We start from the raw sequence: 14,971 nt of genomic DNA on the forward strand, positions 1-14,971 counted from the left end.
AAGAAATGAAAAAAATATGTCTGATACCAGCAAGGTCTGGTTCCAAAGGACTTAGAGATAAAAACATGTTGTTTTTAGCGGGAAAACCGCTTATTTTTCATACGATCGAGGCGGCGCTTCAATCGGGCGCATTTTCTCCGGAAGATATTTACGTTTCTACGGATTCCGAAGCATATGCCGCTATCATTCGTCAAACTGGCGTGACTGTTTTACTGCGTGAACCGGAACTAGCACGTGATCAGACGACTAGTGCGGAAGTAGTACTTGATTTTCTCCAACAGTTTTCAGAGAATACCTTATTTGCACTTTTGCAGCCGACTTCTCCGCTCCGTACTGCAGAACAGGTGCAAGCGGCGATAGAGCAATTTGAAAAAACAGGGGCACGCCATTTGGTCAGTGTTAGTAAAGCGGATAAAAGTCCCGCGCTTTATACAACAATGACAGCAGATGGAAAGCTGCCGGATATTGCCGGTGTGGATCAGAACTACCGTCGGCAAAACAGCGCTGACTATTATTATCCTAACGGTGCGATCTATCTTTCCACCAAGGAAGCTTATCTAGCAGATAAAAGTTTCTTTACTACAGAAACGTGCGGCTTTGAAATGGAAAAGGAAACGTCCATTGATGTAGACGATAAAGCCGATTTCTATCAAGCGGTCGGTGCTCGCTACTTTGACTATCAAGCGCGTGAACAGGCAAATCAAGCCTTATACGAAAATCGATTTTCGACATGGAAAGCTAAGCAGCTGAAACCAAATTGGTTTCTGGCAGATTCACGAGGAGAACTACTTGAACTGCCAGAAGGTTTTTCCAATTTGGCAATGGGTGGAATCACCGCTGCCACTGTTGCTGCGAATTTGCCGCAATTGATTGGTCAGCAAATCCCGGAGATGGCTGTTGTCGCACTAGGTGTCAATGATCTGATCACGGATTACACTCCCGCAGAAACGGCCCAGCATTTAGAAATGATCCTAAAGCACCTGCAGCAAGTGGGCTGTGAAGTCATACTGGTCAAAATTGTGTACACCTTATATGTTGCTTCTGTTTCCAATCAGCAGATCGCCGAAGTAAATGAGCGCATCGACTATTTAGGCGAAAAATGGAATTGTGAAGTGATAGATCCAAATAGCCAGCTGGCAGCTGACAAACAATTACTGTATAGCTATACGACAGACGGCTTGCATTTTTCAGCAGCGGGAAATACGATCTTAGAAAATTTTTATCAGACGACATGGACAAGGAGGCTGGTCCAATGAACCGTGCAGAAGCGATCGAAACGATCCGCAGACTAGAAACAAAACATCAGCTATATGCGATTAAGCGCGAGGACTTTTCTGTCTACCAACTGATCGCCGTGCCAACGACTATGAATTTGATCACTGACCAAAGTATCCGTACCAGCGAAGGGCGGATCGGGCGTATCATCAGACGCTACAAAACCTCCGCCACCATTCCGCAAAGCAAACAAAAGTCACTTCGGATCGTGCGACCTGGTGAGAAAGCAGTGGTCTTTATGCTTCGCGGCAGATATACGGAAGATGGCTGCGATAATCTGCTTGATGAGTATTATCGCTACTATGAAAATGCCGGCTACCGCTGCATTCCGATTGACCGCTACTTAGATGGGAAAAATGCTCCCAATCGCTACGAAGCTTCATTTTCAACGGATGATTTTAAAATTTATAGCAAACAATTTGTTGGCAGCGATATTGTTACATGGACACCTGAAGAGTTGGCGGCATTAAATGCCTTTGAAGCAGATCTATTGGCAAACGGCTATACAGGGATGCCAATCGTGAAATTATTGACTATGAAATTACGAGATTACTACATTGATAAATTGAATTATAAATTATTTTTCCAAATGAACCATGTTGAAAAAGTATTCCTTTCACTAGGCTATGCCCACCAAGGTATGATCCACGCAGCCAAAGAACTGGGTATCACAACGGTCGAAGTCCAATATGCCAATATTTCTGAACTACATCCCGGTTTCGCTTTTTCCGCACCGAGCGTCGTGACCGCAGATTACTTAGTCGCTTGGGGCCCAGTATTCGGAGAACGGCTACATTTCAATCCTTCCAAGGTGCTTTACCGCTGTCCTGCTTTCTTAGAAGATCAGTCTATTACGAAAAAAGATCAGATTCTAGTCGTGGTCCAAAAGCTGGAATACAAGGATTTTGAAGCGTTGATCGAGCCACTCTCCAAACACAACCCATATCCGATCATTTTCAGAATGCCGCTAGGGGTGAACTTTGAAAGAAGTTTTATCCAAAAACTCAAACAGTATCGCGTTCAAGTAGAGTATAGCGATGATGTGAAAAGCACATTTGAACGGATCCAAGAGAGTAAATGGGTCATCAGTGGCTATTCCACGGCGTTGATCGAGAGCATGAGCCAGAATTCCGTTTCGATCAGCTATCAAGAAGTGACAAATAGTGAAGAATTCCAGAAATATATCTACACCGGTTTTATGCACGAACTAACCGATATGCAGATCAGTCAATATGATTTACTGAAACAAGCGGATCATATTTTTCAAAAAAAAGCAGTAGGAGAGGTTTTAGATGAAATTAGCTGATAATGTTGTCTTTTTTATCGATGAAACACATTTTACTGCCTTAGAGGAGGAAAATATTTCTTTCCAAAAAGACATCGTGTTGCTCGATTTTAAACTATTGGATCATAAAAATCAGAAACAATATTATATTACGTACTTTCCGAATATCAATGCCGAGAATTTCATGATCGATATCGAAGGCGAGCCAGTAAAAGAGCTGCCGCCCCAACTCGAGATTTATAAACCACAAGTATTCAACCGGATCTACGAGCCAGTAAAACGGATCGTTCAGATTCCCTATATCCAAATGGAAATGCCGCTGATCCGCATTAATGGCAAAACGGTCCATTTCAACCGTGAGGATACAGAGCGTTATGTGCGCACTGTTTCTCTGTATAAAAAGAAAGTCCATTTTCCACTCAGCAAACAGACTTTTGCCTATAACGAAGGCAATGATCTGGAAGTCATTAATATCTGCCAAGGAACGACGCAAAAATATTCGATCAACGAAGAGAGCCGTTTCGGTTCGATCTGCGTAGGCGATTTCTTCCTCGACAAAGTTCGTGTCCGCAGCAAGAAACGTCAGCAATTGGAATATTTGATTGTCAAGGGCATGATTGAATTATACTATCGGCTGCGAATCTACAAAATCAAATCAAAAATCGACCGTGTCAAATTCACTGACGACGTGACCAGCCGAATGACCAGCAACAATCCAGTGATCTTAAAAGAAGAATTGGATAAGTTTATGAATGAATTAGTAATGGAGGAACATAAATATGCAAATTAAAGCCTTTCTGGAAGATAATTTTGATGTAACGATCGATTCCATGGAAACACATTTGCTGGAAGTACCGCGGTTTGATTCATTGAGCTTGATCGAATTGATGGCATTACTCGAGCAACACGGCGCGACGATTTCGTTAGATGATGTGATGGCAGCAGAAAATCTTCAGGTATTGGAAACGAAGATCAATGCCTCACTCTAGAAGAGCACGTTACCGTGATATTCCAGCGATTCAACAGTTTATTCACAGTCATTACCAAGCCAATCACATTTTAAGCAAGAGCAAAGCCATGTTCGTATTTGAATATTTTTCCGGCACCAATACACTTGACCAGAAACAACCCATCAATATGTTTGTGCTAGAAGAAGCAGCCGAAATTGTCGCTATTTTAGGTTTCTATCCTGACAAAACGGAATACTTCCTCTCCCTGTGGAGCGCCAAACAAGGCTCGGTTTACGGGCTTTTGCTACTGAAAGAAGTCGAAAAAACATTGACAGACAAGCCACTACGTATTATCGGTCTATCTAAACAGGCCGAGCAGCTATATAGCCGCTTAGGTTATCAAGTAGAGACACTTGCCTATCAGTATTCGGAAAAAAGACCACTGAAAGCGCCGATCTCTGGAACTATTTTGACAGCCGAAGAATTGGAAAGTAAACAACTTCCGGGCATTATGGATGAGCAGCGCTATCAAAAACGGTTTTTCCAAAACCCATTTACTACCTATTATTTCTATTACACGCCATCAGGTCTTGTATACGTTTATAAAAAATACCAGACAGAAGCGAATGATTTCTTATTGATCTGCGATATTATCGGAGACCTTTCCTTGTTTTCAGAAACGGATCTGCAGGAAATCATGGAAATCGAGCAATTTCCTTACGCGACCGTCTATACCAATCAAGCATTGGTGGGATTAAAGTCAGTGCAAGAAAATAAACAGCTTTTCCCCATCTATACGGCTCCATACTTAGGCGAAAATGCTACTTTAAAATATGCGTATCAAGGCGATAAACCAGTCATTTTCCAGTTGCGATCCGATCAGGGAAGGCCAAATCGCTTAACGCAGCGGTATGCACTGGTGAATAATTTTATGTACCACTATATCCGTTCAGAAGAAACTGTCCAAACAGTAAACAACTATTTGCCAAAAACTATTTTTGAAAAGCAGATTGACTACCTAACAGAACACTATGCGCCACTGGATATGGCTACACTGGAAAAAGGCGAGTTTGACGAGCGCCAAGAATACTTTATGGTATCGTTTGATGACGGCTATAAAGAGCATTTATACAGTGCAGCAAGCTACCTCGAAGAAAAAGGCATCGAAGGACAATTTTTCCTGCCCGCTAGAGAAACAGCGGACTTGCTTCAAGTGAATAAGATCCATCAGATCCTGAACTACTACCGGCCTTCTGCGATCTTAACTGCTATTCAATCGGAGGAACCACAGTTTGAAGAAAAATACGCAAGCTACAGCCAAGTTGCTTCACTTGATAAACCTGAGATCATTTTTATCAAACGTTATTTCCAAAAAGAATCGCTGGCGAAAGCCTTGATCGAAACGTTATTTGAACAGATCCCAGCCGCCAATTATCAAGATTATTATCTGACTCAAGCGGAGGAAATGCAGTTGGCAACGAAACATCTCATTGGCAACCATACATGCAAACATACGCATCTTCCAGACAACTCGCCAGCGGAGATCGAAGCAGATATCGTCCAATATGAGAAGCAACTAGGGCATTTGATGAAGCGTAAAACAGTGGCATATCCATTCGGAAGTCAAAACGAGGAAGTACGCGCATGCTACCAAAAGGCTGGCTACCGTTTCGGCTGGGGAACGAGATCTGCTTATAGCATCGTTCCAGAAGGCGGCGCTTTAAACTTGAATCGCTATGATTGTAATGAATTGAATGCCTATGTAAACGAAGGAGTGGAAGCGCATGTATAAAGAAGACTATTTTCAAATGATCCGTAAGACAGCAAAAGTTGAAAAAAACAAGGATGCAGAATCCATCCATTTATTTATGGCAATGGGTCAGACAGCCAATAATCACTTGGTAAAAGCAATGGAATATGAACTGGCTGACACACCGATCGAGATCACAAGTGGCGATTTTAACCGTTACTGGGAAGAATTATTACTCGAAGATAAACAGGCGGATGCGATCCACATTCACGAAAGTAGTTTCCAGCTTTACCTCGCAGAAGATTTTGAAGCTGCAGTATGGCAATACGTGAAGCAAGTGGAACAGATCTGCGCGAAGTATCCGGACACATTATTGATCATCAATACGCTGGAATATCTACCTTTCCGGCCAACTGGAAACTTAGAAGCTGTAGATGCACAAGGCTTAGTGACGATCATTCGAGAAGCGAACACACGCTTATTCGCCTTAGCTGACAACCACATTAAGATCAATGACACCAATTACATTGCGAACTTCGTCGGCTTACAGCATTATTTCGACACCACGATGCTGTACCATTTCAGTTATGGCAGCAGTTTAGAAGGACAGTATTACTGCGCGCAAAGCCTGCGAAACATTCTGAAAGCTTGGCTTGGTAAAGCGAAAAAAGGCATTATCAGCGATCTGGATAATACCTACTGGCCAGGTATCATCGGCGATAAAGGCGCAGAAATGATCCAAGCCAATCTGCAGGAGCGCAAGAACAGTAATCACCGAATCTATCAAAAACACCTTAAAAAATTAGAAGCAGCCGGAATATTCATGGCAGCAGCCTCCAAAAATGATGCAAGTATTTCCACCGAAGCGAAAAAACTCGCCGATTTTGACTGGCTTTTCTCCCTGAAACAATTGAATTGGTTGCCAAAAAGTGATAATTTGCAAGCAATCGCAAAAAAATGGAATATCAACCCCCGTGACACCATTTTTATTGATGACAATCAGCGAGAACTAGCAGAAATAAAGGCAACGCTTGGAGAGGAGCAACCAACGCTCCATTATAACAATCAACTGGATCTATACTATGAACTCGAATGGCGAGGCTATTTTGAAAAAATCAGTCTGACCGAGACGGATAAAGCTCGCAATAACAATTTCAAAAAAATCGAAGCAGAACTTGCTAGCAGCACGGATTTGACCAGCTTTCTGCAGTCGTTGCAAATTGAATTGACCTACGAAGCATTCACAGAAGCAAACGAAGCCCGGGTCATCCAACTACTCAACAAAACCAATCAATTCAACAACAACAAAACGATTTTTACATTGTCTAAACTGAAAGCATTAGAAGCAGAAGGTAAAAAAATCACAGCAGTAAGCTATCGGGATCGCTTGGGGGAAGAAGGGATCATCTCTGTTGTGATCCACGATGAAACACCTCGCATCCATTATTGGGTCATGAGCTGTCGCGTATTTAAGCGGGGAGTAGAAGAAGCTATCAGCAAGCACATCGGTATGGGAAATAAAATTCAGATCGACTATCGTAAAACAGACAAGAACCATTATTTCCAAGATTTTCTGCAAAGCGAACTAGGGAAAAAATACCTTACCGCTTCTCTGCTAACAACTAGTCATTAAAGAGTTGTTGACAGGCAAGCATGCATGTGATATAGTAATAAAGGTTATCATACAAGAAAGAAGAAGCAACCCGCTTCTCGCCTCGTTAACGGAACGTTTTCAGGCAAACATTTCAAACACTATATCACGTTCGTCGTGATTTTGGATGTGCGGGCCTTGCTTTCTAGCATGCCCGTTTTTTAATGGTCTGAAATGTTCAGGCTAGCGAGATCTAAAGCAGGCAATTTTCTCGCTTGTTGGACCAGAAATATTTGGAGGTGGCTTATTATTAGCAAAGACATGTTGGTAAACGATGGGATTCGCGCACGTGAGGTACGATTGATTGACCAAGAAGGCGAACAACTAGGTGTGAAAAGCAAAGTCGAAGCACTCGGTATCGCTGAAAAAGCCAATCTAGACTTAGTACTTGTTGCTCCGAATGCGAAACCACCAGTAGCTCGTATTATGGACTACGGTAAATTCCGTTTTGAACAACAAAAGAAAGACAAAGAAGCCCGGAAAAACCAAAAAGTCATCGTTATGAAAGAAGTTCGCTTAAGCCCAACTATCGATGAACATGACTTTAACACAAAATTACGTAATGCCCGCAAGTTCCTTGAAAAAGGCGATAAAGTGAAATGTTCGATTCGCTTCAAAGGACGTGCGATTACGCATAAAGAAATTGGTCAAAAGGTGCTTGACCGTTTTGCAACTGAATGTACAGATCTAAGTACTGTGGAGCAAAAAGCAAAAATGGACGGACGTTCAATGTTCTTAGTCCTAGCGCCACTTCAAGAAAAGTAAAGTTTTAAGGAGGAAATATTCATGCCAAAAATGAAAACCCACCGTGGGACTGCAAAACGCTTAAAAAGAACAGGTACTGGTAAATTAAAACGCAGACATGGTTTCACTAGCCATATGTTCGCAAACAAATCACAAAAACAAAAACGCAAATTGCGTAAAGCAGCAATGGTATCAGCTGGCGATTTCAAACGTATTCGTCAAATGGTCGCAAAAATGAAATAATCAATTCAACTAATTTATGTAAAATCTAGGAGGTAGACAATATGCCACGCGTAAAAGGCGGAACAGTAACACGCAAACGTCGTAAAAAGGTCATTAAACTAGCCAAAGGATATTATGGCGCTAAACATACATTATTTAAAGTAGCAAACCAAGCGGTAATGAAATCTTACCAATATGCTTACAGAGATCGTCGTCAAAAGAAACGTGATTTCCGTAAATTATGGATCACACGTATCAATGCGGCAGCTCGCTTGCATGAACTATCTTACAGCAAATTGATGCATGGACTTAAACTTGCTGGCATCGATATCAACCGTAAAATGCTTGCTGACTTAGCAGTAAATGATACAGCAGCATTCGGCGCTTTAGCAGATCAAGCTAAAAATGCATTGAATAAATAAGTAAGACAGAAACAGTTTGGCAAAAGCCAAGCTGTTTTTTTACTAATATATGGCAAAAGAAAAACTCCAATGGCTTGTCTCATTGGAGTTTTTTTGATAGCTATTTTAACGCTCGCTGATTTTCTTCGGTAACGCAAACACTAACGCCGTACAGATAAGCAAGAGCGCAATGTTCACTAACATACTCATCTGCAAACTTCCAGAAAACACGTCACTTCGACTGGTTCCATCAATCGTACTCAATGTCCGGAAATAAACTGTCCCAACGATCGCGATCCCAAACGATGTGCCAACTCGTTGTGCGGTGTTAAACAGCCCGCTTGCGCCTCCACGTTGCTCCGGTAAAACAGTCGAGAGGGTGAAGCTGTTGATCGGTGCAATAATCAGACCACTGCCGATCCCGCCCAAGAGAAGTGGCAATGTTAGCCACCATGCAGAGAAGACGTCACTATGCAGATAAAATACAAGTGCTGTCCCAGCAAGCCCCAGAATGATAAAGATCAATCCAATAAAGAATAAATTACGTCCTAACTTTTGAACAAAACGATTACTGTTCGCCGCTGCGAACATACTTCCGAAGGCAAATGGACTAAGTGCAAGTCCGGAACTGATTGCTGATTTCCCAAAACCAGTCTGCCAAGTGAGCGAAAGGACAAAGAAAATACTTGTAAAAGCTGCAAAATAAACAAGTGAAAAAATCATTCCTGACAAGAACTTCTTGTTTTTGAGTAGCTTCGGCGAAATGATCGGCTGATTGCCAAGTTTTTCTTGACGCGCGCTCCACCAATAAAGCAGTAGAAAGACCGGCAAGGAAAGCAGCATCACAATAAAATCTAACCAGCTGAAATCATTTGCCCCATGAGCAACCAGCGGATATAACAATAATAATAGCGCCAATGTTATTCCAAAAACGCCGGGGATATCAAACTTCACTTGATGTGGTTGTTTTTTGTCTTTAGGAATATAAATAAAAGCAAGAATCAATGTGATAATAACAATAGGGACATTAACAAAAAATACCCAGCGCCAACCGTCGTCAGCACCAAACGTATTGATCAACAATCCACCGGTAAGCGGACCAATCGCAGTTGCAACACCGATAACAGCCCCTAAAATACCAAATACTTTAGCTAACTTCGGTCCTTGATAGAGATCCATGATCGTGGCATTGATCTGCGGGAAGAACAATCCAGCAGCCAGTCCTTGAACAACACGTGAAATAATCAAACTCGTTCCTGACGTTGCGAAACCAGCTGTAATACTCATCAATAAAAATAAAGCAACGCCGATAATGTAAAGCGGCTTTCTTCCAAATTTATCGCCAAGCCGTCCAGCAGTGATCAAGACAAGCCCAAAAGCTAAGGCATATCCGGAAATCACCCATTCGATCGTTTGACTGGATGTTTTTAAAACGCGCCCAATATCCGGTAAGGCGACATTGACGATGGTGGTATCTAATAAGGATAAAAAAGCACCCAGCATGATCGCGATCAATGCCCATTTTTTCCCTGTTTCTTCTTTACTCATTTTTGAATCTCCTTCTTTAGTGATGTAATAGACTTACTTTACCGAAATAAAGGGAAACAGTCAACAAGTAAAACTTGAACTTTGCGACTAACTGGTGGGTTCGTTATAATAGGGATTATGAAGTAAAGTAAACGTGCTGGAGGTATTTTATGTATAAACAAATCCATTCCCGAATTTTAGAAGAAGAGGATGCTTTGATCGCTTTCAGAAGAGAATTGCATCGCCATCCAGAATTGCAGTGGCAGGAATATCAAACCACAGAGAAAATCGCAGCAGCATTAGATGCAATCGGTATCCACTACCTGAGAACTGAACCCACTGGCATCATCGCAGAAATAAAAGGGGGCTCCTCTGGAAAAACGATTGCCTTGCGAGCAGATATGGATGCACTTCCAGTTGAAGAATTAAATGATATCGCCTATAAATCAACAGAAGCCGGAAAAATGCATGCCTGCGGTCACGATGCTCATACTGCTATGTTGCTTACTGCTGCTAAGGTATTATATGAAGCGAAAGATACTTTAGAAGGGAATGTCCGGCTGATTTTCCAACCATCCGAAGAAAACGGGGAGGGCGCAAAAGTCATGATCGAGCAAGGCGCGATGAAAGATGTCGACCAAGTTTTCGGCATCCACATCTGGTCGCCTGCACCAGCAGGAAAAGTCATCTGCCCTAAGGGACCTGCATTTGCAGCTGCCGATATTTTGGAAATAATTTTTACAGGGAAAGGCGGCCACGGCGCAATGCCGCATGAAACCATAGATGCTGCCATTATTGCCTCAGATTTTGTCCAGAACGTCCAAACCATCGTTTCTCGGAAAATCGATCCCTTGGAACCTACTGTGATCACGATCGGGAAAATGGAAGTAGGCACCCAGTATAATGTTATAGCTGAAAAAGCCGTTTTACAAGGAACTGTACGCTGTTTTGAGCCAAGTCTTCGTGACCAAGTGGAAGAAGCGATCCGTCATTATGCGAACCAAACAGCCGCATTATATGGCGGAACCGCTGAGATCCATTATCGCCGAGGCCCGGCACCAGTTATCAATGATGACGACAGTGCAGCATTTGTACAAGAGGTGATCCGTAAAACATTCGGAGAGGAAACGCTTTTAACGGCAAAACCAACTACTGTTGGAGAAGATTTCAGTTATTATCAGCTTGAGGCAATGGGAAGTTTTGCCTTAGTAGGTACAGGAAATCCTGCTAAAGAAACAACTTTTGCTCACCACCACGGGCGCTTTAATGTCGATGAAGACACATTGAAGATCGGGGCAGAGCTCTATGCGCAAGTAGCAGCACATTTTCTGAACGAGAAATAACAAAAAAACGAAGCTTATTACCGAGCTTCGTTTTTTATTCTTCGATCGCAATCTCAAGTTCGACCGGACAATGATCGGATCCCAAGACCTCCGCATGGATACGTGCTTCTTGGATCGAATCAGATAGGCGGCTGGAAACGACGAAATAGTCGATCCGCCAGCCAACGTTCCGTGACCGGGCATTCATCCGATAAGACCACCAAGAATAAGCGTCTTCTTGCTCTGGATACAAATAGCGGAACGTATCGACAAACCCATTATCTAATAATTGCCCAAACATCGCCCGCTCTTGATCAGAAAAGCCAGGATTCTTGCGGTTGGTCTTCGGATTTTTTAAGTCGATCTCTTGATGCGCCACATTCAAGTCACCACAAAAAACGACCGGTTTCTGCTTATCAAGCGCAATAATATGATCGGCGAAAGCTTGCTCCCATTCCGTACGATAGTCTAGTCGTTTCAATTCCGCTTGCGAATTCGGCGTATAGACAGTAACAAAATAAAAAGCTGGAAATTCTAGTGTGATCACACGTCCTTCTTGATTGTGCACATCCTCGGGAAGACCATATTGTACGGACAGCGGTTCTTCCTTCGTGAAAACCGCCGTTCCCGAATACCCCTTTTTGACAGCATAATTCCAATAATCATGATAGCCTTCCAAACCCTCCAGCTCGATTTGACCTGCTTGTAATTTCGTTTCTTGCACACAAAAAATGTCTGCATCCGCTTCTTTGAAATAGTCGGAGAAGCCTTTTTTGACAGCAGCACGCAATCCATTGACATTCCATGAAATAAAACGCATTTTCCCACCTACTTTACTTTGATAGATTAAATGGTACTATAGTTTGGCCCTTTTTTGAAGAAAAAGAATGCGGAATCGTGGGAATATCCTAAAAAGTTGGCTATAATGAAAGAGAATTACATAGAGGAGTGATTGAAATGAAGCAAGAATTGTTAAAACGATTTACGAAATATGTAAAAATAGATACACAATCAAACGAGGAAAGCACGACTTGTCCAACAACACCCGGTCAACTAGAACTAGCTAAAGTACTCGTTGAAGAACTAAAGGAAATCGGTCTCTCCGAAGTGACTATGGATGCAAATGGCTATGTGATGGCTACTTTACCAGCAAACACCGACAAAACAGTTCCTGTGATAGGCTTCATGGCACACGTTGATACCGCAACCGATCTAACAGGCAAAGGTGTTTCCCCGCAGCTACATGAAAATTATGACGGCGGGGATATCGTTTTGAACCAAGCGCTAGGCGTAGTGCTTTCTCCAGCACAATATCCCAATCTAAAAAATTACAAAGGCCAAACGCTGATCACGACCGATGGAACGACTTTGCTTGGTGCCGACGACAAAGCCGGTGTTACCGAAATCGTTGTCGCAATGAACTACTTGCTTGAGCATCCAGAAGTCAAACACGGTACGATTCGCGTAGCATTCACGCCAGATGAAGAAATTGGCAGAGGACCGGAGCGTTTCGATGTGGAAGCATTCGGTGCAAAATATGCCTATACAATGGACGGCGGCCCACTAGGAGAATTAGAATACGAAAGCTTCAATGCCGCAGCAGTAAAATTAACTTTCAAAGGAAACAGCGTTCATCCCGGCACTGCCAAAGATAAAATGGTCAATGCGCTAAAAATCGCCATGGAACTGAACGATAAACTGCCTAAAGAAGAAGTTCCAGAAAAAACAGAGGGTTATGAAGGGTTTTATCACTTGATTTCGCTCAAAGGAGAAGTAGAACTTGCTAGTTCCTACTATATTATTCGTGACTTTGACCATGCTAACTTTGAAAAGCGAAAAGCCAACATGCTGGCAGAAGTAAAAGCACTGCAAGCAAAGTACGGTGAAACAAACATCAGCGTCGAGATCCGTGATCAATACTATAACATGCGGGAAAAAATCGAGCCTGTAAAAGAAATCGTCGATATTGCCGAACAAGCGCTTAAAAATCTATCGATCGTGCCGATCATTGAACCGATCCGCGGCGGGACAGATGGTGCTCAGCTTTCCTTTAAAGGATTACCAACCCCAAACATCTTTGCAGGTGGAGAGAATTTCCATGGTAAATTTGAATTTATTTCCTTAGAAAGTATGGAAAAGGCAACCCAAGTCATTATTGAAGTAGCACGTTTATTTGAAGAACAAGCTTAATTTGAAAAAGCTGAAAGGTGAGAGTATTCTCTGCCTTCCAGCTTTTTTTATTTTAAGGGACTTCGGCAGTTCCCTACATCGGAGCCATTCTCTTTGAGAAGCTGTTTTAATTTTGGTAAGGGACTTTCTGCTTTCAAAATAGTATCGACCACGGTAAATAGTTCCTTATTTTGATATTCCTTATGCTGCAGCAACGCAGTAAACCAGCTGAAGATTTCTTGAGGCAAAACGTTTGCACTGATAGAAGAAAGACGATCAAATCCTGCCGCGATTTTTCCTGCCAAATCTGCTTCTCCACCGGCATAAAAAGCAAAAGCATCCGGAGGTAACTGTGATCGGATTTCCGTTACTCGTTTTTTATCGCCAGCTTCTTTCAAACCAATAATCGTTGTATGGCGCTGCACCATATCCAGCAAAGTTGTGCTTTCAAGATGAAAACCTGTCCGTTTAGGATTGTTATACAAAATCACTGGCAGTGGACAAACCGAAATAATGGCATCGGCATAATCTTTGGCCTGCTGCTGAGAGGGAAGGATATAAGCCGGGAAGCCTAGCAAAATACCGGACACTTTCGTAGCAGCGACTGCTTCTGCCAAAAGAACAGCTTCTTTTTGACGAATACTCGCCACTCCAAAAAGTACTTCCATTTCCGCTAATAAACCAGATTGTTCCAATGCGTGGAGTATTTGCAGTTTTTCAGCTAATAACAAGCTGTGCTGCTCACCAGTCGAACCGCATACAAGTACGGACTGGACTCCTTGGTTTTGCAAAAAGCGAATATGATGGATCGTTTTTTCGATATCTAATTCCTCGTCTGCGGTAAAGGCAGTAGGAACGGCGACATGAAAATCAGTTGTAATCATAAAGAATCTCCTTTTCATTAATAGGGATAGACTGCCATTGCTTCGTTGCGCAATGGAACTAGTTGAACAGGCTGTTGGTAAAAAGTACTTAACACCGTTTCATTAAGCAATGACTTCGTTGCTCCTTGTTTGGTAATTTCCCCATCACGAAGTAAGATCATCTGATCAAAGCAAGGAAGGATCTCTTCCGTATGGTGTGTTACAAACAACATGGTTGGATGATCATCTGATTCAGCAATACGCTTGACCTGCTGAAGAAGTCGCTCCCGAGCGAATAAATCAAGCCCATTACACGGTTCATCAAGAATCAACAGTTCTGGCTTGGCCATCATTGCCCGAGCAATCAACACCAATTGGCGTTCTCCTTGAGAAAGAACCTCAAATCGTTTGCCAATTAGTTTTTCACCGCCGCAAGCTGTTAACGTATCTTTTGCTTCCTGAAGCTCACCTTCCGAATACAGTTGATGGATACCAATACTGGCAAATTTACCACTCAGTACGATCATTTCTGCGTCCTCATATTCCTTCATCTGCTGGGATAAAGCAGAACTTACCCAACCAATAGATTTTCTAAGCTCAGGAATAGAAGTTTTACCAAATTCCTGACCAAGTACATTTAATTTACCTTGACTTGGCCAGAGGTAACCGTTCAAAAGTTGCAGGAGCGTTGTTTTTCCTGATCCGTTTAGTCCAAGGATCGCCCAATTTTCTTGCGGTTTCACCTCCCAATTGATATGCTTTAGAATAGTACGATCCATACGTTGAAAAGATACATCTGTGAATGTGAACAT

15 protein-coding genes and 1 other annotated feature are annotated in these 14,971 nt (G+C 42.4%); of the genes, 11 read left to right on the top strand and 4 right to left on the bottom strand.

The genetic code is table 11. From position 1 onward, the window contains the following. Positions 1–5 precede the first annotated feature (5 nt). The 9 genes from HMPREF0556_RS11215 to rplT all read left to right on the top strand — a co-directional run bounded on the left by HMPREF0556_RS11215 (position 6) and on the right by rplT (position 8,299). On the top strand, positions 6–1,256 hold the full coding sequence (locus HMPREF0556_RS11215; RefSeq protein WP_003758686.1) for a cytidylyltransferase domain-containing protein: 1,251 nt from the start codon (positions 6–8) through the stop codon (positions 1,254–1,256). Continuing rightward, a complete protein-coding gene (locus HMPREF0556_RS11220) occupies positions 1,253–2,581 on the top strand; it encodes a hypothetical protein (RefSeq protein WP_040486784.1) in 1,329 nt (442 codons plus the stop codon). The genes HMPREF0556_RS11215 and HMPREF0556_RS11220 overlap by 4 nt, the downstream gene beginning before the upstream one ends. Then, positions 2,568–3,350, top strand: a complete 783-nt coding sequence (locus tag HMPREF0556_RS11225) for a hypothetical protein (RefSeq protein WP_003758691.1) — start codon at positions 2,568–2,570, stop codon at positions 3,348–3,350. Before HMPREF0556_RS11220 ends, HMPREF0556_RS11225 begins: the two co-directional genes overlap by 14 nt. After that, entirely contained in the window at positions 3,340–3,549 is a 210-nt protein-coding gene (locus tag HMPREF0556_RS11230) for a phosphopantetheine-binding protein (RefSeq protein WP_003758694.1), read from the top strand. The genes HMPREF0556_RS11225 and HMPREF0556_RS11230 overlap by 11 nt, the downstream gene beginning before the upstream one ends. An 88-nt stretch (positions 3,550–3,637) precedes the next feature. Next, positions 3,638–5,302: a polysaccharide deacetylase family protein gene (locus tag HMPREF0556_RS11235; protein WP_040486785.1), complete on the top strand. Its 1,665-nt coding sequence runs from the start codon at positions 3,638–3,640 to the stop codon at positions 5,300–5,302. Then, positions 5,295–6,893 (top strand): HAD-IIIC family phosphatase, encoded by a 1,599-nt coding sequence (locus tag HMPREF0556_RS11240; RefSeq protein ID WP_003758698.1) that lies wholly within the window; start codon positions 5,295–5,297, stop codon positions 6,891–6,893. The genes HMPREF0556_RS11235 and HMPREF0556_RS11240 overlap by 8 nt, the downstream gene beginning before the upstream one ends. A gap of 51 nt (positions 6,894–6,944) precedes the next feature. Continuing rightward, positions 6,945–7,083, top strand: a sequence feature (ribosomal protein L20 leader region). Positions 7,084–7,160: 77 nt separating this feature from the next. After that, positions 7,161–7,676 (top strand): translation initiation factor IF-3, encoded by a 516-nt coding sequence (gene infC, locus HMPREF0556_RS11245; RefSeq protein ID WP_077904819.1) that lies wholly within the window; start codon positions 7,161–7,163, stop codon positions 7,674–7,676. A 21-nt stretch (positions 7,677–7,697) separates the two neighbouring features. Beyond that, the gene (gene rpmI, locus HMPREF0556_RS11250) at positions 7,698–7,898 is read left to right on the top strand and encodes a 50S ribosomal protein L35 (RefSeq protein ID WP_003758702.1); all 201 of its coding nucleotides are present in this window, start codon (positions 7,698–7,700) and stop codon (positions 7,896–7,898) included. Positions 7,899–7,939: 41 nt separating this feature from the next. Continuing rightward, positions 7,940–8,299: a 50S ribosomal protein L20 gene (gene rplT, locus HMPREF0556_RS11255; RefSeq protein WP_003758704.1), complete on the top strand. Its 360-nt coding sequence runs from the start codon at positions 7,940–7,942 to the stop codon at positions 8,297–8,299. A gap of 105 nt (positions 8,300–8,404) precedes the next feature. On the opposite strand, the gene HMPREF0556_RS11260 is transcribed toward rplT, so the two are convergent. After that, entirely contained in the window at positions 8,405–9,826 is a 1,422-nt protein-coding gene (locus tag HMPREF0556_RS11260) for an MFS transporter (RefSeq protein ID WP_003758706.1), read from the bottom strand. Between the two features lie 149 nt (positions 9,827–9,975). Here HMPREF0556_RS11260 and HMPREF0556_RS11265 point away from each other — a divergent pair, with 149 nt between their 5' ends. Next, positions 9,976–11,148, top strand: coding sequence for an amidohydrolase (locus HMPREF0556_RS11265; RefSeq protein ID WP_003758707.1), 1,173 nt, complete (start codon positions 9,976–9,978; stop codon positions 11,146–11,148). A gap of 34 nt (positions 11,149–11,182) precedes the next feature. On the opposite strand, the gene HMPREF0556_RS11270 is transcribed toward HMPREF0556_RS11265, so the two are convergent. Continuing rightward, positions 11,183–11,947 (bottom strand): exodeoxyribonuclease III, encoded by a 765-nt coding sequence (locus HMPREF0556_RS11270; protein WP_003758708.1) that lies wholly within the window; start codon positions 11,945–11,947, stop codon positions 11,183–11,185. A 137-nt stretch (positions 11,948–12,084) separates the two neighbouring features. Between HMPREF0556_RS11270 and pepT the strand changes: the two genes are divergently transcribed. Beyond that, on the top strand, positions 12,085–13,317 hold the full coding sequence (gene pepT, locus HMPREF0556_RS11275) for a peptidase T (protein WP_003758709.1): 1,233 nt from the start codon (positions 12,085–12,087) through the stop codon (positions 13,315–13,317). A 47-nt stretch (positions 13,318–13,364) separates the two neighbouring features. Here the strand turns inward: pepT and HMPREF0556_RS11280 are convergent, their stop codons facing one another. Both HMPREF0556_RS11280 and HMPREF0556_RS11285 read right to left on the bottom strand, forming a co-directional pair. Beyond that, a complete protein-coding gene (locus HMPREF0556_RS11280; RefSeq protein ID WP_139028111.1) occupies positions 13,365–14,180 on the bottom strand; it encodes a dihydrodipicolinate synthase family protein in 816 nt (271 codons plus the stop codon). A 17-nt stretch (positions 14,181–14,197) separates the two neighbouring features. After that, positions 14,198–14,971, bottom strand: a complete 774-nt coding sequence (locus HMPREF0556_RS11285) for an ABC transporter ATP-binding protein (protein WP_003758711.1) — start codon at positions 14,969–14,971, stop codon at positions 14,198–14,200.

Origin of the sequence: Listeria grayi DSM 20601 (assembly GCF_000148995.1) — a bacterium.
Classification (GTDB): Bacteria; Bacillota; Bacilli; order Lactobacillales; family Listeriaceae; genus Listeria; species Listeria grayi.